This window comes from Corticicoccus populi, from assembly GCF_042686195.1.
Classification (GTDB): Bacteria; Bacillota; Bacilli; order Staphylococcales; family Salinicoccaceae; genus Corticicoccus; species Corticicoccus populi.
This window is the reverse complement of the sequence record NZ_JBHUOQ010000004.1, coordinates 282,729-301,882: the sequence shown is the minus strand read 5'-3', so window position 1 is coordinate 301,882 and position 19,154 is coordinate 282,729. Positions and strand designations below refer to the sequence as shown.

Here is a 19,154-nt window from a genome sequence, read left to right as displayed (position 1 = left end):
TTAATTGACTGATTTAAGTTCAGCACTGCCCGGCACCTGGATAATTAAAGGTACAACATTTCCAATGTGGACTTCAGGAAAAAGACTTAGCCCTGCGATTACTTATACACTGAAGCAATCTAATCCGTTAAAGTTTTTTGATTTAGTGACCTATACAAATAAAAACAAGATAAAAGAAATTAAGGGTATTGATCATTTTAGAGAAGGACAGTTTGTATGGAGAGGGAACGGTATTTTAAAATTATTAAAAAGTAAGTGGGAAGTGATTTTTATCAATGACGACCTGCTCATTATTCAGTTTCAGTCCTCTCTGGTTACACCATCAGGTCTTGATATACTGACGCGTAAGGAACATCCTGATTTTGATGTGAAAAAATATGTAGAGAACAATCTGCCCGGTCTCAACCTGACTGAAGAAATGCTAGAGAGCGTTGAATGGCTTTAAGTTATTAAAAAATGTAACTGATTATCCGTGTTTAACTCCTCGTAATTTCAGGTACATATATGGAGAATAATGATGAGGCAAGAGGTGATTGGAATGAATAAATTAGAAGGAAAGACTGCTGTACTGACAGGTTCAAGTACGGGAATCGGACAGGCATCAGCGAAGGTGATGGCTGAGCAGGGGGCACATGTTCTGATGCTCGATATATCGGAAAGTGTTGAAGATGCAGCCCTGAAATTAAGAAATCAGGGATTTAAGGCGGATGCATTTATAGTGGATATTTCTGAAGAATCTGCAGTGAAAGAGACTGTCGATGAAATTGAAAAACGTTTTGGAAAGATAGATATATTATTCAATAATGCAGGAATTGATAATCCAGCCGGCAGAGTTCATGAGTTTCCGGTCGAAGTATTTGATAAAATTGTCGGTGTAGATTTGAGAGGGACTTTCCTTGTCACTAAGTTCTTTCTGCCGCTGATGCTCGATAACGGCGGATCTATTATCAATACCGCTTCTTTCTCGGGCCTCGCAGCTGATTTAAACCGTTCTGCATACAATGCAGCGAAGGGTGGAATTATTAATTTCACAAAATCCATCGCTATTGAATACGGCCGGGAAAATATACGTGCCAATTCAATTGCACCGGGCACAATTGAGACTCCTTTAGTGGATAATCTGGTGGGAGACAGTGAAGATGATGCCGGGAAGGAATTCCGGGATAACCAAAAATGGATCACACCACTTGGCCGGTTAGGTACGCCTGAAGAAGTAGGTAAACTGGTTACGTTCCTTGCTTCTGATGATTCATCATTCATTACTGGAGAGAATATTACGATTGACGGCGGTGTGATGGCATATACCTGGCCGGGTGAAATGCTCAGTGACTCAAAATGGAAAGAAACAACAGAATAATATTCACAGTTAAATAAGAGATGGTCTACATAACCGCTATGCAGACCATCTCTCTTTGATATTTTTATTTTACGATAATGACTGGTTTTTTAACACGCTTCACTACTTTATGGCTGACACTGCCCATGACCATTTCCTGAAAACTGTTTAATCCTCTGCTGCCGAGAACTACCAATTGAAACGGACCGTTGTTGGCAAAAGAGACGACTGTTTCGTCAGGGATGCCGTATTCAAAATAGAGTTCATAATGAATGTTCTGTTCTTTGTATAATTCAATAATTTTCGAAAGCTTTTTTTTACGTTTGGTTTTTAGACCTTCTGAACTTTTCTGGTGCAGCACATCTTTTTTAATTTCATTACTGTTAATAACATTAAGGATTGTAACCACGCTGTCTTCATGTATGAAATTTAAACTCTCCTCTGCGGCTCTGAAACTGTTCTCCGAACCATCTGCGGCCAGTAATATTTCATTATACATATTCATTTATACCTCCTTATTAAGTGAGATGCTGCTCGTTTAATTTACTAAGTTCCTTCATGATTTTCCTGCTGTCTGCATTCAATTGATTGACGGAAACCTGATTACCATGATCTTCAAATTTTTTAACAATTGTATCAATCGCATCCACAGCGGAGTCATCCCAAAGGTGAGCTTTTGAAAAATCCAGATAAATATCTTTCCCGTATTTCTTAAATTTAAGCTGCTCTATCGTCGTATCAATGGAGGCAAAGAAAATCTGTCCCTCGAAATGAAATGTAATCTGATGTGTAGTCTCTTCGACAGATACATTTACTTTTGATATTTTTGTTGCAAAGAAGATGGCACTGAATATAACACCTGTAACTACACCGACGGCAAGGTTGTGTGTAAATAAAACGATGGTTACTGTAATAAGCATCACAAAAGCATCTGTCCGAGGTGCTTTTACCAGGTATTTAAATGAGCCCCAGTCAAACGTACTGACAGAAACCATGACCATAATACCCGCAAGAATAGGCATTGGGATCTGAACCACCCAGTCGCCAAGAACGATAATCAAGAACATTAATACGACACCTGCAGTAAATGTGGACAGACGCGTGGTTGCACCTGATGTCACATTAATTATTGACTGGCCGATCATTGCACATCCGCCCATACCGCCGAAGAAACCATTGATAAAGTTTGCGATACCCTGTCCCCTCGATTCTCTGTTTTTACTGCTGTATGTATCTGTAGCATTATCAACAATTTTGGCAGTCAAAAGACTTTCCACCAGCCCGACAACGGCCATCGATAATGAATAAGGCAGTATAATTTTTAAAGTTTCGAGGTTAAAGGGTATATCCGGTATAAGAAAGGCTGGCAGTGAACGGTCAATTGTGCCCAAGTCCCCTACTGTTCTCAAGTCACTTCCAAATATAATATAAATTCCTGTCAATATTACAATCACAAAAAGTGGAGCCGGTATTTTCTTTAGGAATCTCGGCAGAATATAAAGAATTGCCAGTGTGACAATTACATATATGTATGTATCAAATGATATACCGAATATGTGCTCGAGCTGTGTCATAAAAATAAGTATCGCTAAAGCATTCACAAAACCGATCATTACAGAATTGGGAATGAATTTTAAAAGTTTCCCGACCTTAAGTATGCCGAGAATGATTTGAATCAATCCCATTAGAATCGTTGCAGCGAGTAAATAGTCGAGACCATATTCTCTGACCAAAGGAACAACGATTAATGCGACTGCGCCGGTGGCAGCTGAAATCATGGCGGGACGACCGCCGACAAATGAAATCACTACAGCAATAATGAAAGAGGCATATAAACCGACCATTGGGTCAACACCCGCAATAATTGAGAAAGCAATTGCCTCCGGTATTAAGGCAAGAGCAACAACAATGCCTGACAGTATATTTACAGCAGGTTCAGTGAACCATTCTTTTTTAATAGTTTCGATCATATTGAATGCTCCTTGTAATATGTAAAAGCTGATATATTATTATAGCAGAAAACAGTGATATAAATGATATGGTATTTTCGTAATTTAGAAATAGATTATTTAAATAGAAACATCTAAAAAAACTCCGTATGATCTTTCGACCATACGGAGTTTCAGCTATATTAGTTAAATCTTACCACCAGTTATTTTGGTTACGGAATTGAACTGCAGATTCTACAGAACCATAACGGTCTTCAGCATATTTTAACATACCTTGAGTCTGTTCTTGAACAGAACCAGTACCCCATGATTGTTTAGTCTGACCAAGACCTTGGAAGCCTGTTGGACTTACTGCGTTCGGGTTACCACCGGATTCAGGCATTACGATAGACTGCCACATAGCTTCAGTACCACCAGCAGCTAAGAATTGTGATTTAGTAGAACCGCTGTTTGAAGACTGAGTTTTTTGTGGTGCAGCTGCCTGAGAGTCATTTGACTGCTGTTGTGCAGGCTGTTGAGTTTGAGCTTTTTCAGAAGCTGTATTGTTGTTTGAGTTATTTGTGTTGTACTGAACATTGTTTGTTTGTACTGTTTCCTGGGTATTATTGTTGTATTCAACATTTTGAACTGGTTCAGGCTGACTTACTTCCTGTGTAGGCTGAGCATTGCCGTTACCGTATGACCATGAAAAGTTAACGCCGTCTGATTCAAAGTTGTAGTTAACACCGTTGATGTTGAAGTTATAGTTATATGAACCTGCATGAAGCGGTGCATTATTTAATTCGCCTGCATTTGACTGAGCAAGTTGTGCAAGTTCTTCCTTATTGATTTCAGAAGCTTCTGCAGTCTGACCGGATGTAATACTTGTTAAACCTAAAGTGAATACTAAAGTAGTAGCTAAAATTGCTTTTTTCATAATGTATGATTCCTCCAAAATTATATTGAACACGCTGTAATTAATATAAATGTATGATAAAACCGATAGGTTCTAAATGTTCTTGTTCGTTTAAGACAATGAATAATATATCATAATTTTTTTATTTGTATGTTACAGTCTGACAATAAAGAGATTACATTTCGTAGTAATACATGAAATGTTGTTATATTTCTGTATTCTGGCTGTATTATTTCTGAATATTCTCTGGTATAGAACCAATTGAAATCCTTATGTAAGTAAAAATTTAATGATATTTCTTTAAATGGTATTTTTTGATAATTATAAATTAAGTACATAATCTTTATCACAGTAAGTATTTTAATGATATATGTATATAAAAATGGATGCCGGAACCCGGCATCCATTTTTGAGTTTAAATCTTACCACCAGTTATTCTGATTACGGAAGTCCATTGCAGCGTCAACAGAGCCATAACGTTCTTCAGCATAGTTCAGCATACCTTCAGTCTGTTCTTGAACAGAGCCGGTACCCCATGATTCTTTAGTCTGACCAAGGCCTTGATAACCCAGTTCATTTACTGCATTAGGGTCACCGCTTGATTCAGGCATTACGATAGATTCCCACATAGCGTCTGTGCCGCCTGCAGCAAGAAATTGTTCTTTAACTGATCCGTCGTTTGAGCTGGATGCAGTTGGAGCTGCGGGCTGTGAAGTTTCTTCTGTGTTTTGTACAGGTTCAACAGACTCAACTTCTGCTTCCTGAGTTTCCTGCTGTACTGGTTCAGTATTTTGAACCGGTTCAGCTACTTGTTCCTCTTGAACATCATATTGTACAGGCTCACTTACTTCCTGAGCTTGTTCATTATTGTAGCCGTTATATTCCCATGAATAGTTTGTACCATCTGATGAGAAGTTATAGTCAACATTGTTGTGGTTAAAGTTATAGTCATATTCACCTTCGTGGAGCGGTGCATTATTTAATTCGTTTGAATTAGACTGCGCTTTTTGTGCAAGCTCTCCATGATTGATGGATTGTTCAGATGCCTCTGCATCCTGATCTGCTGTGATACTCGCTGCGCCTAAGCCTAATATTAAAGTCGTAGTTAAGATTGTTTTTTTCATAACTATGTTCGTCCTCCTAATAAATTTCTGCTAATTAAAGCGGACGTGTTTTAATCATTTAAGATCAAAGAGCACATTCAGTCTTAAATTTTTAAGACAATGCCTAATGTAACACATATATCCGTGTCATGTGTTACAGCTCAATAATAATGAGGTTACAATTCCCCTCTTTCCATGTAATTGTTGATATCTCATTGTATTATTTCTGAGTATTTTCGCTGTCAGGTACAATTTACACCTTGTGAATGCTTTGATTAAACCTAAAAAATAGAAACAGCTGATAATTGTCAGCTGCTTCTATATAAATGCTCTTTTTGTTAAGAAGTTATTATTCCGTATGGTTTTGCAGTTTTTGATTAATAGACTTTGAATCTCTGACTGTCAGCAGATAGTTAATCGTCATAATCACGAGCATTGTGATGCCGATAAATAATGCAGTCTCCAAAATTTCAAGGACAGTCAGATTCATTGATCCGAGATAGACACTGATAGTAATAAAAGCAATAATACCAACTGAAATCTGGATGCCGTACCGTATTAATGCCGGCAGAGCAGTATGATGAATCATCGTTGTCATGCCGATTAATGCCGATGCCGTCCATACGCCGATAATACCGGCAGTTGTAATAAATGTACTCTCCCCGCTTATTGTGAATATAGAAAATAAGAGATAGAGAAAACTCCCGATATAAATGGACTGCAGTGTGTACGCTGTTAAGTATCTCATTTTCCTTCCTCCTTCTTGTTTAGATTCCGAGTGCTTCTTTTAATAAAGTCACATATCTACGGGATATACTGACTTTCATACCATTTGAAAGATGTGCGAGTAAATTTCCTGAAAACGAAGGCTCTACTTTTTTAATATGATGTATATTGATTAATGACGATTTTGATACCTGTACAAAGGTCTGTTTTGGTAAGTCCTCGTACAGAGATGCAAGGGTGCTTGAAGTCTTATGCTCATCTTCTGTTGTATATACGGTCAGTTCTTTCTGGTAAACTTCTGCAAATATAATGTCTGTTTTTTTAACGATAATATAACTGTCATCCTGCTTAATAACCATTGAAGATTCATTTTTATTAAGCGGCTGGAGCTGATTCATAATCTCTGCGCCTGTATTTGGTGACTGACAGCGGATAATAATATTATCTTCAGACAGGTGTTCTTCTATAGACAGTTCAATATTGTAGTTTTTTCTCATAACCGGCCTCCTTGTGCTTAGTATATGAAAGAAAATAGATTTTGTGTGGAAATTTTCCCGAGCGGGTCAAATATCTGCCGGACCGGTTCAAACAAAATCATCCTCCGGAATTCCGGAGGATGATTCTTCTGATTAATGAGGCGGTATCACCTATATCATCAATGCGCGTATTAGGTTGAATAAGGCAAAAAGGAATAAAGAGATTCCTGTCCCGATGCCGGTGACGGCACTGTTTGCAACATCCAGCCTTTTTGACAGCGGCAGTGAAATGAGTGAAACGACAGTGATGAGACCGCCTAAAATATTATAGGTGAAATCATTAAATACAAAACTGAGTGGAAAGAAATGAACACCGACAACGAATGCAATCCAGGGGGCGACATAATCAGAATGCTTTTTAATCAGCAGAACTGCACTGACAACGGCCGCGACTGTGAATTCAATAGCAACAAAAATAATGTAATAAGTGAAGTTTGACTGCTCGTGAAGGATGGACGCATTGTTCCAGTGAGTGATACTCAAATAGATGCCGGCTGCAGAAACAATGATTCCGAGTGCCGAACCGATACCGAGATAGACTCTCCATGATTTCCTTGGTCTTTCCTGAGCCCAGCCGAACCAGACAAAGGAAAACAGTCCGAGTATTGCAGCTGCCATCGTATAATCGCGGATATATTCTTCCATAACAACACCGCCCTTTTAAATGTCTATACCCATATATAGAAGGAAATAAAAAAAGACTCCGGGGAGTCTTTAAAGTTTTTCATCGTTATCATTGTTTTCTGATTCAATATCACTGTAGTCTTCTTCTGTGTCATCAGTATCAAAATCAGTTGTTTCTTCAACTTTATTAAAGTTTGCAGCATCACTCTTTGATAATCCTTCAAGGAAGCTGTTGACATCAAATCCTGTCATCTGGCCCATACTTTCCTGGAGCTTTGCCATTGTTCCCGTAACAGTAGTCGGCAGTGATTTAATCTGATCACCCTGCCCGCCGTCAATAATTCGGATGGATTCCACACTGCTCATTGATTCGCTGACTGCTTTTGCAAATTCAGGCATCATTTCAATCAGTTTTTCCAGAATGATGACATCTTTATGTTCTGCCATTGCTTTAGCCCGGCGCTCAATTGCTTCCGCTTCTGCAAGACTCTTTTCGCGAATGACTTTCGCTTCCGCCTTACCTTCCGCAATACGTGCCTCGGATGCAGCTTCTGCTTCTTTAACACGGGCATAGTAATCTGCCTCTGCCTGCTGACGGCGTACTTCTACCTGCTGCTTTTCTATTTCAACATCGTTTTCCCGTTCCAGTTTCCGCAGTTTTAACTCATTCTCTTTTTCCTGCTCCCGGATTTCAAGGCGTTTTCGTTCAACATCGAGGCGTCGTTCTTCCTCCTCAAGTTTCCCTGCTGCTCTTGCTGCAGCATTTTCTTTTTCTGTTTCTGCAAGGTTTCTTGCAGCTTTCAGGTCTTTTTCCTTACGGCTGTCGGCAATATTCATTTCTCTTTTATACTGCTCGTTGGAGATAGTTTCATTATCCTTAGCCTGCTGGATTTCTGTTTCACGTCTGTTTTCAGACTCCGCAATCTCTGCTTCTTTTCGGACTCGTGCAATCTGCGGCCGCCCGAGGTTCTCAAGATAGTTTTCATCATCTCTTAAGTCGGATAATCCTAATGAAGTAATTTTGAAACCCATCCGGTTCAGTTGATCCTGCGCAATTTCACGCACTTGTTCGTTAAAGCTTTCCCGGTCCTTATTAATCTGCTCCACTGTCATTTTAGATAAGATGGCGCGGAGATTTGAATTCAGGACTTCTGATATCTCATGCTGAATATCTTTCTGGTCTTTTCCGAGGAACTGTTCGGCGTATTTAACAATGCCATCAAGGTCATCCGCTACTTTAACAGTGGCAACAGCCTGACCGTATATTCCGACACCTTCCAAAGTGTATACTTTCGGTGTCGATATCTGAAGCTGAAATGATTTTAATGAGACTCTTGTGCCTGTCTGGAAAAGTTTCAATCTGTGCCCGCCGCCGCGGGTGACTTTCATGTACCGTCCCTGATCATCCCGGTAAATATTACTCTCTTTCTTCTCATCTCCAAGATTCGGACCTGTAATAATGAGGGCTTCATTGGAAGGGACTGTGCGGTATCTCGCTTTCATAAATAAATACCAGCCGATTCCGCCGATAAGAAGAACACCAATCAAAATGAAGACAATAATTAATGCACCAGTAAATTCAAACATATTCGAACTCCTTTTCTCTTAATTTTGTGAAGCAGAAGTATAACAATTTAAGATTCCCATATATTGTATAAGTAGTCAATGAATATTCAGAAATTAAAGATAACTGATTAAAAAACCGGCACCGAGAATAAAATACTCAATGCCGGTTTAAATGATTATTACAGAGGCTCACTTCTGATATGGAATCTGACACCTCTCGGGCCTTCGACACTGAACATGCCGCCGATACCGTCAACCACATCCAGTGTAATCTGTGTGTGCTTCCAGTATTCATACTGCTTTTTGTGCATGTAAAACGGTACACCCTCTACTTCACCGAGTTGAATGTCTGCTGCACCGATAATCATTGTGCCTTCTTTTAAACACATGGGACTCGAGCCGTCGCAGCATCCGCCGGACTGATGGAATATGAGGTTCCCATGTTCTTTTTTTAAATCATGAATGAGTGATTTCGCTTTGTCAGTTGCTTCTACTTTTTCAAGTACAGCCACTTAGAAAAATCCTTTCGGTGATTCGCCGTAGCTGACCAGTAAGTTCTTGGTCTGTTGATAGTGTCCAAGCATCATCTTATGATTTTCGCGTCCGATACCACTCATTTTATATCCGCCGAATGCAGCATGTGCGGGATAATCATGATACGTATTGACCCATACACGTCCTGCTTCAATCGCACGTCCCAAACGATACGCTCTGTTCTGACTGCGTGTCCATACACCGGCACCAAGTCCGTATAAAGTATCATTCGCAATCTCAATCGCTTCATCATCGTCCTTATACGTCGTTACTGCGAGTACCGGACCGAAAATTTCTTCCTGGAAGATACGCATTTTATTGTGGCCTTTGAAGATTGTCGGCTCAAAATAATATCCGCCTTCGATATCTGCGTCGTCAATCTCTTTTAAGTTACCGCCTGTCAGTACTTCCGCCCCCTCTTTTTTACCGATATCGAGGTAGGAGGCGATTTTTTCTTTCTGCTCTTTTGAAGTCTGTGCACCCATCATAGTATCCGGATCCAGCGGATTGCCAATCTTAATCTGTTCAACACGTTTAATCACTTTTTCCATGAATGCATCGAAAATATCTTCATGGATGATTGCACGTGACGGGCATGTACATACTTCTCCCTGGTTCAATGCGAACATGACAAGACCCTCAATTGCTTTATCAAGATAGCCGTCATCTTCATCCATCACATCTTTTGCGAAAATGTTCGGTGATTTACCACCGAGTTCAAGTGTTACCGGAATGATATTCTGGCTGGCATTCTGCATAATAATCCGGCCGGTGGTTGTTTCTCCGGTAAACGCGATTTTATTGATTCCTTCATGCGTTGCGAGTGCCTGCCCTGCTTCTGATCCGAAGCCGTTAACAATATTCAGGACACCCGGAGGCAGTAAATCACCGATGAGTTCAACAAAATGAAGAATGGTTGTCGGTGTCTGTTCCGCCGGTTTTAATACGATGGAGTTACCTGCAGCAAGTGCCGGGGCAATTTTCCATGCCGCCATCAGCAGCGGGAAGTTCCAGGGAATAATCTGGCCGACAACACCGATTGGTTCATGATAATGATAGGCTACTGTATCGTTATCAAGCTGTGAAATACCGCCTTCCTGTGCGCGGATCACCCCTGCAAAATATCTAAAGTGATCAACGAGAAGCGGCAGGTCTGCATTTAAAGTTTCACGAACAGCCTTACCGTTCTCAAAGGTTTCTAAAACAGCGAATTCTTCCAGATTTTCTTCTACACGGTTGGCGATTTTATTCAAAATATTACTGCGTTCTGTAACTGAAGTCGTCCCCCACGACTTCTGTGCTTCCTGTGCAGCAGCGACCGCTTTATCAATATCCGCCTGCTTTGAGCGCGGTACTTTTGAAACAGCTTTACCGATAACAGGTGATTCATTATCGAAGTATTCACCGTCTGCCGGTGCTGTCCACTCTCCGTTGATATAGTTCTCGTACTGACTCTTTACTTTGTACTGTGCATTTTCTTTATTCGGGAATTCAAAAACCATTTTGTTACCCCCTTTTCTGTGATACTTTAATTTTAACTAAAGCGCTTTCATTATGTAAAGAGTTAACGCTTAATAAGGTAAAAAATGTTTTATTATCTATCTATTGGAATCGCTTTGTTGAAGTGCCGGACAATAAAAAAATGCCCGCATTGCGGGCATTATCTTATGAGTCTATTTCAACCAGTTCACCGTTGACTGCATTAATTTCTACATCAACATTATTGTCGTCATCGTCATCATCATCGTCGTCATCATCGTCATTGCTGCTGTGGTCACTGTTGATGACTTCAAATTCGTATTTCAGATCGTCTACATCATACTGCCAGTCTGTCACTTCACCGCCGGCTTCTTCAACAGCTTTATCTTCTGCTTCCTGAAGTGAGATGATATCTTCTTCATGAGCGTCTACGAGTTTATTGTAGCTGCGTTCATTACTGTCTTCATTTTCACGGTCTTCTTCAACTACGGATAAGTCTTCAGCATCAAGCGTTACTTCATATTCTTCAGTCTGACTTTCGAGGTTGACCTCATAATAGTTTTTACCGTTTTCTTCTTCAAAGCTGATACTTTCAAGTACACCGTCAAAGTTATCCTGAGCAGTCTGTACAGCTTCTGCTGCCTTGTCATCACCTAAAGCATCAAGGATATTTGAAGCATCGACTGAAGTGTTTTCAGTATTTGCAGATGCCTCGGAACCTTTGGTATTCTCATCGTCATTGGCGCTTGCATTTCCGCCGCATGCACCAAGTAATAGTGCAGATGCGACTGTTCCGGTGATTAAAAAGTTCTTGTTAAATTTCATATTATTCATCCTCCAAAAATATTTTGTTTATTTATTTGTTACCTGTAGTATATCCACCGGAACCTAAAGGACAATTAATGAATTATTAAAAGATGATTAAAATGTTTTTTACGGAAAAATATACGTTTAGTTATGATTCAAATTGCCTGATCCGTTGTCTGTTTGTTTTTCCTGTACAAAGAATCCGTCATTTTTATTCCATTCGGCAAAAAATATATCGTTTATCTCGTATCCGGTCTCATGCTTTAAGTGTTCTTTCAGCCAGTTTTCGTCATAACCGCACTGCTCCAGAGTCTCATGCTCGACTTTGCCGTCGTCTATAAATAAGTGGGACCGGACATTTTCCGGAAATTGTTTCATGGTCTCACCCCGGGTCGGCGGGTCTTCGGATGCATATTTCAGTATGGATAACTGCCCGTTCTCTTCAAGAAGTGCATATCGTACTTCTCTGAGTGTAAAAACATTGTGCCGCCTGAGGAGCGACCGTACTTCATCGACTTCCATATGATTTTTACGCATGACTTTACTGTCAAGTTCACCATCATTAATTAAAATCACGGGCTGCCCCTTTGTTAACCGCCGGAACCGGCGGCTTTTTAAAGCAAACTTCTCAATCAAATAAATGAGTACTGCCCAGTAAAGGAGCGCAAAAATGATTTCATATACATCTACCGAAGGATCAAAAAGCGATTCTTCTACAATGCTGCCGAGAATGAGCGCGTAAACAAAATCGAGGGGCGTAATCTGTGCCAGTTCTTTTTTACCCATGAATCTTAGAACGAGCATGACACCGATAAGACCGACAGTCAGTTTTAATGCATATTCCATCATTATTATCCACTCCCTAAGTGTAATATTTCTTTTTAATACCCCGATACGAGACCGGGAAACAGGAAGGAGAGTTATATTTTCATAATCTTTCAGAATATTTGTTGAACTAAAATATGCACTGTGGTATCTTATTTCTTAATTTGCTTAGGCAGAATGTTATTTATTTTATTGAAAGAAGGCAGATGAATGATGGAAATTAGAGTACTTGAGACAATGGATGCACTTTCTGAGATCAGCAGAATTGAAGAAACAGTATGGGGCATGCCGCCGCTTCCTGTGCATCAGACATTAACTGCTGTTAAAAACGGCGGTCTTGTGATTGCTGCGTATGACGCGGACAAAATAATCGGTTTCAGTTATGGTTTCGCCGGGTTTAAAGAAGGCAGAGTGTATCTCTGTTCTCATATGCTCGGTATAGATGAAGGATACCGTTCGCAGAAAATCGGTGAAAAGCTTAAGAGAAAACAACGTGAATCAGCAGTGGAAAAAGGATATGAGGAAATACGCTGGACGTATGATCCGCTTGAGACACGGAATGCTTTTTTAAATTTAACAAAGCTGAACGGGGTGTGTACGACTTATATAGAAGATGCGTACGGTGAGATGAAGGATGGTATTAATCGCGGTCTGCCCTCCGATCGTTTTGAAGTACACTGGCATATTAACAGTCCGCATGTACAGAAACCGTATGTACATGATACTTCCGGTACAGTGAAGCTGAATGATATTTCCTACAATTCAGCAGGGCTGCCTGTGTGTGAGGAAGTTCCTTATAATGATTTAAAAAAACATTCATATGCAGTAAAAGTGCCTAAAGACTTTCAGAATTTAAAGAAGCATGATACATCATTGGCGTTATACTGGCGTTACAGCACCCGTACATTATTCCAGGCACTGTTCAAAGCAGGGTATGCGGCGGTGAATCTTGAAGTGTCGGAAAAAGAGGCGGTATACGTCTTTGTAAAAAAAGATGTTTTAAATTTAACGTGTTAAACACCACCTCAGACGGGATGAATAATGAATATCCGTCCGATTGCCTGACAGGACAGATATTTTCACGTAAAGAGAAGACAGAATTCTTTATATTTATGTTATATTAATATTAATTCAATTGATATTTGAGATTGTCCCTTGAATAGTTATTATAAAATGGAGGTTCTTTAAATGGGTCAGGAAAAACCAAAAGATGTCATATTAATAGGCGCAGGTGTTTTAAGCACGACATTCGGCACACTACTTAAAAATATAGAGCCGGATTGGAATATTAAGCTTTTTGAACGTCTGGATCAGCCGGCGATTGAAAGTTCTAATGAAAGAAACAATGCGGGTACCGGACATGCGGCACTGTGTGAACTGAATTATACAGTTGAGCAGGCGGACGGTTCTATAGATGTTGAGAAAGCGAAAGAGATTAACGAACAGTTTGAAGTGTCAAAACAGTTCTGGTCTTACCTGGTTAAGAATAAAGAAATTGATAATCCGAAAGCATTCATCCATGCCCTTCCCCATATCAGCTTTGTGCAGGGAGAGGAGAATGTGGATTTTCTCAAGAAACGCTTTGAGAAACTGCAGCCGCTCGAAATGTTTGAAGGTATTGAATATACAGAAGACCATGATGAATTGAGACAGTGGATACCTTTAATGATGGAAAACCGCAGTCAGGATGACAAAGTGGCGGCAAGTAAAATTGATTATGGTACAGATGTGAATTTCGGTGAGTTGACACGTAAACTCGCTGCAAACTTAAGTAAACATGATAATGCAGACGTACACTATCGTCACGAAATCACAGGATTCAGAAGACTTCCTGATAACAGATGGGAAGTTAAAGTGACAAATCTTTCAAGCGGACAGACAGAATATCATATCGCTGATTATATATTTATCGGTGCGGGCGGGAATGCGATACCTTTACTTCAGAAAACAAAAATTCCTGAAAGCAGAAATCTCGGAGGCTTCCCAATCAGCGGTGCATTTTTAGTATGTAATAATCCTGAAATTGTGAACCGTCATGATGCGAAAGTGTACGGTAAAGAACCGAAAGGCACACCGCCTATGACAGTACCTCACCTTGACAGACGGTATATAGAGGGTGAAAAGAGTCTGCTCTTCGGTCCGTTTGCGGCAATTGGTCCAAAATTTCTTAAAAACGGTTCGAATCTGGATCTTTTCAAATCCGTCAATTCAAGCAACCTTATAACATTGATGTCCTCAGGCGTTAAAAATATGTCTCTTGTAAAGTACTCTATTGAACAGGTATTAATGAAAAAAGAAGACCGCATGAAGGAACTCAGAAGATTTGTTCCGGATGCGAAAGATGAGGACTGGGATCTGCATATTGCAGGTAAACGTGTCCAGGTCATTAAAGATACAGAAGAATACGGCAGAGGATTCATCCAGTTCGGAACTGAAGTGGTTCATTCGGAAGATCATTCTGTGATTGCGATGCTTGGGGAATCACCGGGTGCATCAGTATCCGTATCTGCAGCACTTGAAGCAATTGAGAAGAATTTCCCCGAGTATATGAATACATGGGATGAAAGAATTAAAAAAATGATTCCTTCATTCGGGGCATCTTTAATTGAAGACGCTGATTTAATGAAAGAAATCAGAAAAGCAACTGACAGTGATCTCGAACTGCAGTAAGTGATAAAAGCCTTTCTCCATAACCGGAGAAAGGCTTTAATTTGTTACACGAGCTTTTTCTTTGAAAATTTATTCATCAGCCATCTCACCGTCAGTGCAATACCGATGGTAATTCCGACATAGCCGAGAATCGGGTAGACGATATTTACGAGTTCGACAAAGCCGACAAACGTCATTAAATAACTGATAACCATAGAAGCAATTAACAAAAGTTTATACTTTTTAGAGTACGCTGTTGTAAAACGTGTCAAAAACGGATACATGAGTCCGACGACAGAGTTGTATATCAGAAGCAGGATAACGATTGAGAAGATGACTGCCACTGTCGGATGCATATTTTGAGCCATTGCCATTGTCGGCAGTGCGACTTCATTTGCCTGGGTAATAGTTGATAAAATACCGCCGTTCACAAGCAGCATTAAAAGCAGTATCACAAGGCCGCCATATATGGCACCGCGCCTTGCCGCCCGGTGTTTAGTGGCCTCAGACCCCATGATAGAAAGGAAACTGAATGCACATGCAAGAACGGTACCGCTGTAAGTAATTGCATCAAGCCACCAGAAACCGGTGGGGGTTCTGGTGATATCGGCATAGTCATTCACTTCGCTGAAAGGAATCTGCGGATTCATCATGTTGTAACCCGTAATAATAATGACTGCTAAAACAAGGATTGGTGTAATACCACCGACAACAGCTACGATTTTACTGAAATCAAGAAGCAGTGTAACGGATACTGCAATAATTAAAAATATAATTCCGAGCCATGGTTCAATCCCGAAACTCTCATTAAATGTCGCTCCGGATCCGGCAATCATGACAGTCGCGAGGCCGTATAAAAAGAAGACCAATATGTAATCGACCACTTTGCCGAGCTTTTCTCCAAACAGCGCATAGATGGGAAGGACGTGTGATTCGGCATTGAGCCTGTAGCCGAGCTTTGAAGCCTGTCTTCCGATAAACATAATCGTAAAGGCGGATAGAAGTACACCCGCAAAACTCCATAAACCGAAGCTTGAGAAAAATTGAAGTACCTCCTGCCCTGTTGAAAATCCGGCACCGACAATAATACCGGCATAGGCGAGACCGATTTTCCACGATTCGCGGTGATAATGTTCTTTCATATCTACTGCTCCCTTCGTAATAATTATATATACCACAAAAAATGATAAGTAATCATAATTGTAAGTAAATGAAAGGAAACTAGAATATATACAGGCAGTTGTACAAACAGTAAAGGCATCCGATATCGGATGCCTTAAATTCTTTTATTTTTAAACATTAAGTACAGGAAGTAAGGTGCACCGATAATTGCGACCACAATGCCCGCAGGAATTGTGCCTGTCTCAACCGCAATCTGTCCAAGTGTGTCAGCTGTAACAAGGAGTACAGCACCGGCTAAAAGTGCGACCGGCATATAAAGCTGATGTCTCGGACCGACAATACTGCGTGCGATATGCGGACCCATCAGTCCGATGAAGCCGATACCGCCGGCAACTGACACTGCTGCTGAGGACAGGAGTACCGCAAGGGTTAACAGTACGATACGCTCCCGGTTTAAATTGATGCCGAGATTCCTTGCAGTCAGGTCATCTGTATTAATAATATTAAGCACATTGGATTTCATAAAGATGACCGGCACAATAATAATCAGCCATGGCAGAAGTGCATAGACAAACTCCCATTGATCACCCCAAATGGTCCCTGCCTGCCAGTTCGCGATAAATTCAATCTGGTCGGGTCTTAAACTCCGCATAATCAGTATAGACGCCCCGCTTAATCCGCCGGCTAAGCCGATACCGATTAATACCATACTTGCCGGTGTGATGCCTTTACCTTTACTGTAACTAAACATAAATATCAGTAATGCAGCCAACAGTCCGCCGATAACACTGACTACAGGAATAACGTATATAAAATGTGCCGGATTAACAGTACCGAAAGCTATAAAAACAGTAACAGCAAAGCCTCCGCCGGCATTAATACCGAGAATACCCGGGTCAGCCAGAGGGTTTTTGGAAACGCTCTGCAGAACAGCCCCGCTCATACTTAAAGCCATACCCGTCAGTGCTGCAACAATCATCCGAGGCATCCTGAATTCCATTAGTATGAGCTGATCCCGGGCATCACCGCCGCCGAATAAAGTTTTGAAAAAGGTACCGGCTGACATTTTATAGTCCCCTGTAGTAATGTTCCAGGCAATAGTAAGAAACAGTATGATAAGAAATGAGAAAAATACAATCCGCTGAAGCCTGAGAAGTTTAGGATGTATCATATAATCCGTCCTCCCCGCTTCACTAAAAATAAAAAGTACGGTACGCCGATGAATGAAATCACCGCACTGATCGGTGTCTCTCCTGCGAGCCTGCCGATAGTGTCCGCAGCCATTACAAATGAAGCACCGAGCAATACAGTCATCGGAATGACTTTTCGGTAATCCGTACCGACGAGAAAGCGTGCAATATGCGGCACCATTAAGCCGACAAAGGCGACCTGCCCGACTAAAGAAACGGCAGTACCTGCTAAAAGCATACTGAAAAGCAGTGTAACGTTTCTGATGACACTGACATTCTGACCGAGTCCGCGTGCAATATCTTCACCGAGGTTCAATATCGTTAACTGCCGGCTCATTAAAAACATCAGGACAGTAATTGTTAGAATAACGGGTAGTGCAATGTATATCTGCGGCCACGTAGTGCCTGATACCCCGCCGGAGCTCCAAAATAAAATAGATTGATTTAATTGAAAATAAATAGCTACCGCCTGTGCAACTGCGGTGAGAAGTGCACTGATGGCAGCGCCCGCCAGAATGAGGCGGACTGCATTAAAGCCGTCCCGCCTCGATCTGCCGATTAATATCACTAATGTCCCGCCGAGGATTGCTCCGATAAAGCCCGCGAGCATTAATACAGAAAATGATACAGTCGGTGAGAAGGCAAACGTTAAGGCAATCATCAGACTGGCGCCGGCATTCAGACCGATTAAGCCCGGATCACCGAGACTGTTGCGTGTAACACTCTGTATGCCGGTACCGGCAAGAGCGAGAGCAATACCGACAAGTAATGCCCCGATGTTTCTTGGAATACGTATATCGGCAATGATACTGTGATCCATATTGGAAGCGTCATAATGAAAGACTGACTGCCATATGGTACTCATTGTGATATTTGCACTGCCGAGTAATATGGACAGCAGAAAGACAGTGACAAAAATAATGGTGGTAATGATTATTTTAAGAGTGAAATGACTTTGACCTGGTTTACTCATAATCATTCAGCTCACTGACTTTCGATGATGATATATACTGTCTTTCAGCCAGTTGGTAATTGAGAATAAACGGCTTTCCTGTAACTTCATCGGTACTCAGAACGGCATCTATTTTAAAGACATCATGGAGCAGTGCTTTATTTAAAATATCATCCACTTTACCGGTTGCAACAAGTTCTCCGTCTTTCATTGTCGCGATATAGTCCGAGAACCTGACGGCCTGATTGATATCATGAAGAACCATGACAACTGTGACACCGTGCAGTCTGTTCAGTTCTGTGACAAGTTCCAGAATCTCAAGCTGATGTGAAATATCAAGAAATGTTGTAGGTTCATCCAGGAATATGATATCTGTCTTCTGTGCAAGAGCCATCGCAATCCACACCCGCTGCTTCTGTCCGCCGCTTAAATCGTTAATCGTTCTATATTTAAAATCTTCTATACCTGTGACGGTCATTGCCCAGGAAATAATCTTTTTATCTTCTTTTGATAAGCTGCCCATCCCTTTTTGATAAGGATATCGTCCATAAGAGACAAGCTCCCCCGCAGTCAGGCCGTCGGAAACGACCGGTGACTGAGGGAGTACTGCAATTTTTCTGGCTATTTCTTTTGATGGTATATCATGAATATTTTTACCGTCCAGTGTAATCTTCCCTGAGGATACAGGGTGCAGTCTTGACAGTGCTTTAATTAAAGTCGATTTTCCGCAGCCGTTCGGACCGATGACAGAGGTGATTTTTTTATCCGGAATTTCAATGTCCATATTTTTTATAATCACTCTGTCACCGTATTGAACTTGAACTGCTTCGCCGATTAAACGGTTCATATTACCCATCCTTA

The 19,154-nt window shown here is 40.9% G+C and carries 20 protein-coding genes; 4 read left to right on the top strand and 16 right to left on the bottom strand.

Annotation, left to right across the window (positions count from 1 at the left end; genetic code table 11):
* Positions 1-4 precede the first annotated feature (4 nt).
* Complete coding sequence (locus ACFSX4_RS11215) at positions 5-445, top strand: hypothetical protein (protein WP_377774630.1); 441 nt, start codon at positions 5-7, stop codon at positions 443-445.
* Between the two features lie 93 nt (positions 446-538).
* Entirely contained in the window at positions 539-1,357 is an 819-nt protein-coding gene (locus ACFSX4_RS11210) for an SDR family oxidoreductase (protein ID WP_377774628.1), read from the top strand.
* A 64-nt stretch (positions 1,358-1,421) separates the two neighbouring features.
* Here the strand turns inward: ACFSX4_RS11210 and ACFSX4_RS11205 are convergent, their stop codons facing one another.
* From ACFSX4_RS11205 to ACFSX4_RS11150, 12 genes are all read right to left on the bottom strand, one after another.
* The gene (locus ACFSX4_RS11205) at positions 1,422-1,835 is read right to left on the bottom strand and encodes a universal stress protein (RefSeq protein WP_377775383.1); all 414 of its coding nucleotides are present in this window, start codon (positions 1,833-1,835) and stop codon (positions 1,422-1,424) included.
* A 19-nt stretch (positions 1,836-1,854) separates the two neighbouring features.
* Positions 1,855-3,306, bottom strand: coding sequence for a SulP family inorganic anion transporter (locus ACFSX4_RS11200; protein ID WP_377774626.1), 1,452 nt, complete (start codon positions 3,304-3,306; stop codon positions 1,855-1,857).
* Between the two features lie 172 nt (positions 3,307-3,478).
* Positions 3,479-4,219, bottom strand: coding sequence for an aggregation-promoting factor C-terminal-like domain-containing protein (locus ACFSX4_RS11195; protein WP_377774624.1), 741 nt, complete (start codon positions 4,217-4,219; stop codon positions 3,479-3,481).
* A gap of 383 nt (positions 4,220-4,602) precedes the next feature.
* Positions 4,603-5,304 carry an aggregation-promoting factor C-terminal-like domain-containing protein gene (locus tag ACFSX4_RS11190; RefSeq protein WP_377774622.1) on the bottom strand — a complete coding sequence of 234 codons (702 nt, stop codon included), beginning with the start codon at positions 5,302-5,304 and terminating at the stop codon, positions 4,603-4,605.
* Between the two features lie 328 nt (positions 5,305-5,632).
* Positions 5,633-6,031 (bottom strand): DUF3021 family protein, encoded by a 399-nt coding sequence (locus ACFSX4_RS11185; protein WP_377774620.1) that lies wholly within the window; start codon positions 6,029-6,031, stop codon positions 5,633-5,635.
* Positions 6,032-6,050: 19 nt separating this feature from the next.
* Positions 6,051-6,506, bottom strand: a complete 456-nt coding sequence (locus tag ACFSX4_RS11180; RefSeq protein ID WP_377774618.1) for a LytTR family DNA-binding domain-containing protein — start codon at positions 6,504-6,506, stop codon at positions 6,051-6,053.
* A gap of 150 nt (positions 6,507-6,656) precedes the next feature.
* On the bottom strand, positions 6,657-7,190 hold the full coding sequence (locus tag ACFSX4_RS11175) for a hypothetical protein (protein ID WP_377774616.1): 534 nt from the start codon (positions 7,188-7,190) through the stop codon (positions 6,657-6,659).
* 69 nt (positions 7,191-7,259) lie between these two features.
* Complete coding sequence (locus ACFSX4_RS11170; protein WP_377774614.1) at positions 7,260-8,756, bottom strand: flotillin family protein; 1,497 nt, start codon at positions 8,754-8,756, stop codon at positions 7,260-7,262.
* Positions 8,757-8,914: 158 nt separating this feature from the next.
* Positions 8,915-9,247 (bottom strand): DUF779 domain-containing protein, encoded by a 333-nt coding sequence (locus ACFSX4_RS11165; protein WP_377774612.1) that lies wholly within the window; start codon positions 9,245-9,247, stop codon positions 8,915-8,917.
* Positions 9,248-10,771 carry an acetaldehyde dehydrogenase ExaC gene (gene exaC, locus ACFSX4_RS11160; RefSeq protein WP_377774610.1) on the bottom strand — a complete coding sequence of 508 codons (1,524 nt, stop codon included), beginning with the start codon at positions 10,769-10,771 and terminating at the stop codon, positions 9,248-9,250.
* A 163-nt stretch (positions 10,772-10,934) separates the two neighbouring features.
* On the bottom strand, positions 10,935-11,573 hold the full coding sequence (locus ACFSX4_RS11155) for a PepSY domain-containing protein (protein ID WP_377774608.1): 639 nt from the start codon (positions 11,571-11,573) through the stop codon (positions 10,935-10,937).
* Positions 11,574-11,699: 126 nt separating this feature from the next.
* Positions 11,700-12,404: a DUF421 domain-containing protein gene (locus ACFSX4_RS11150; protein ID WP_377774606.1), complete on the bottom strand. Its 705-nt coding sequence runs from the start codon at positions 12,402-12,404 to the stop codon at positions 11,700-11,702.
* A 186-nt stretch (positions 12,405-12,590) separates the two neighbouring features.
* Between ACFSX4_RS11150 and ACFSX4_RS11145 the strand changes: the two genes are divergently transcribed.
* Positions 12,591-13,397, top strand: coding sequence for a GNAT family N-acetyltransferase (locus tag ACFSX4_RS11145; RefSeq protein WP_377774604.1), 807 nt, complete (start codon positions 12,591-12,593; stop codon positions 13,395-13,397).
* A gap of 171 nt (positions 13,398-13,568) precedes the next feature.
* Entirely contained in the window at positions 13,569-15,050 is a 1,482-nt protein-coding gene (gene mqo, locus ACFSX4_RS11140; RefSeq protein ID WP_377774602.1) for a malate dehydrogenase (quinone), read from the top strand.
* Between the two features lie 44 nt (positions 15,051-15,094).
* On the opposite strand, the gene ACFSX4_RS11135 is transcribed toward mqo, so the two are convergent.
* The 4 genes from ACFSX4_RS11135 to ACFSX4_RS11120 all read right to left on the bottom strand — a co-directional run bounded on the left by ACFSX4_RS11135 (position 15,095) and on the right by ACFSX4_RS11120 (position 19,140).
* Positions 15,095-16,171, bottom strand: coding sequence for a YkvI family membrane protein (locus ACFSX4_RS11135; RefSeq protein WP_377774600.1), 1,077 nt, complete (start codon positions 16,169-16,171; stop codon positions 15,095-15,097).
* Positions 16,172-16,305: 134 nt separating this feature from the next.
* Positions 16,306-17,322 carry a FecCD family ABC transporter permease gene (locus ACFSX4_RS11130; protein WP_377774598.1) on the bottom strand — a complete coding sequence of 339 codons (1,017 nt, stop codon included), beginning with the start codon at positions 17,320-17,322 and terminating at the stop codon, positions 16,306-16,308.
* Entirely contained in the window at positions 17,319-18,320 is a 1,002-nt protein-coding gene (locus ACFSX4_RS11125; protein ID WP_377774596.1) for a FecCD family ABC transporter permease, read from the bottom strand. The genes ACFSX4_RS11130 and ACFSX4_RS11125 overlap by 4 nt, the downstream gene beginning before the upstream one ends.
* Positions 18,307-19,140: an ABC transporter ATP-binding protein gene (locus tag ACFSX4_RS11120; protein WP_377774594.1), complete on the bottom strand. Its 834-nt coding sequence runs from the start codon at positions 19,138-19,140 to the stop codon at positions 18,307-18,309. The genes ACFSX4_RS11125 and ACFSX4_RS11120 overlap by 14 nt, the downstream gene beginning before the upstream one ends.
* Positions 19,141-19,154 lie beyond the last annotated feature (14 nt).

Bases quoted from the DNA above. Each gene is read 5' to 3' on its own strand.
- ACFSX4_RS11200 (WP_377774626.1), bottom strand. From the start codon at position 3,306: ATGATCGAAACTATTAAAAAAGAATGGTTCACTGAACCTGCTGTAAAT.
- ACFSX4_RS11170 (WP_377774614.1), bottom strand. From the start codon at position 8,756: ATGTTTGAATTTACTGGTGCATTAATTATTGTCTTCATTTTGATTGGT.
- ACFSX4_RS11185 (WP_377774620.1), bottom strand. From the start codon at position 6,031: ATGAGATACTTAACAGCGTACACACTGCAGTCCATTTATATCGGGAGT.
- ACFSX4_RS11190 (WP_377774622.1), bottom strand. From the start codon at position 5,304: ATGAAAAAAACAATCTTAACTACGACTTTAATATTAGGCTTAGGCGCA.
- ACFSX4_RS11125 (WP_377774596.1), bottom strand. From the start codon at position 18,320: ATGATTATGAGTAAACCAGGTCAAAGTCATTTCACTCTTAAAATAATC.
- ACFSX4_RS11180 (WP_377774618.1), bottom strand. From the start codon at position 6,506: ATGAGAAAAAACTACAATATTGAACTGTCTATAGAAGAACACCTGTCT.
- mqo (WP_377774602.1), top strand. From the start codon at position 13,569: ATGGGTCAGGAAAAACCAAAAGATGTCATATTAATAGGCGCAGGTGTT.
- ACFSX4_RS11150 (WP_377774606.1), bottom strand. From the start codon at position 12,404: ATGATGGAATATGCATTAAAACTGACTGTCGGTCTTATCGGTGTCATG.
- ACFSX4_RS11155 (WP_377774608.1), bottom strand. From the start codon at position 11,573: ATGAAATTTAACAAGAACTTTTTAATCACCGGAACAGTCGCATCTGCA.
- exaC (WP_377774610.1), bottom strand. From the start codon at position 10,771: ATGGTTTTTGAATTCCCGAATAAAGAAAATGCACAGTACAAAGTAAAG.
- ACFSX4_RS11120 (WP_377774594.1), bottom strand. From the start codon at position 19,140: ATGAACCGTTTAATCGGCGAAGCAGTTCAAGTTCAATACGGTGACAGA.
- ACFSX4_RS11210 (WP_377774628.1), top strand. From the start codon at position 539: ATGAATAAATTAGAAGGAAAGACTGCTGTACTGACAGGTTCAAGTACG.
- ACFSX4_RS11135 (WP_377774600.1), bottom strand. From the start codon at position 16,171: ATGAAAGAACATTATCACCGCGAATCGTGGAAAATCGGTCTCGCCTAT.
- ACFSX4_RS11130 (WP_377774598.1), bottom strand. From the start codon at position 17,322: ATGATACATCCTAAACTTCTCAGGCTTCAGCGGATTGTATTTTTCTCA.
- ACFSX4_RS11205 (WP_377775383.1), bottom strand. From the start codon at position 1,835: ATGTATAATGAAATATTACTGGCCGCAGATGGTTCGGAGAACAGTTTC.
- ACFSX4_RS11175 (WP_377774616.1), bottom strand. From the start codon at position 7,190: ATGGAAGAATATATCCGCGATTATACGATGGCAGCTGCAATACTCGGA.
- ACFSX4_RS11145 (WP_377774604.1), top strand. From the start codon at position 12,591: ATGATGGAAATTAGAGTACTTGAGACAATGGATGCACTTTCTGAGATC.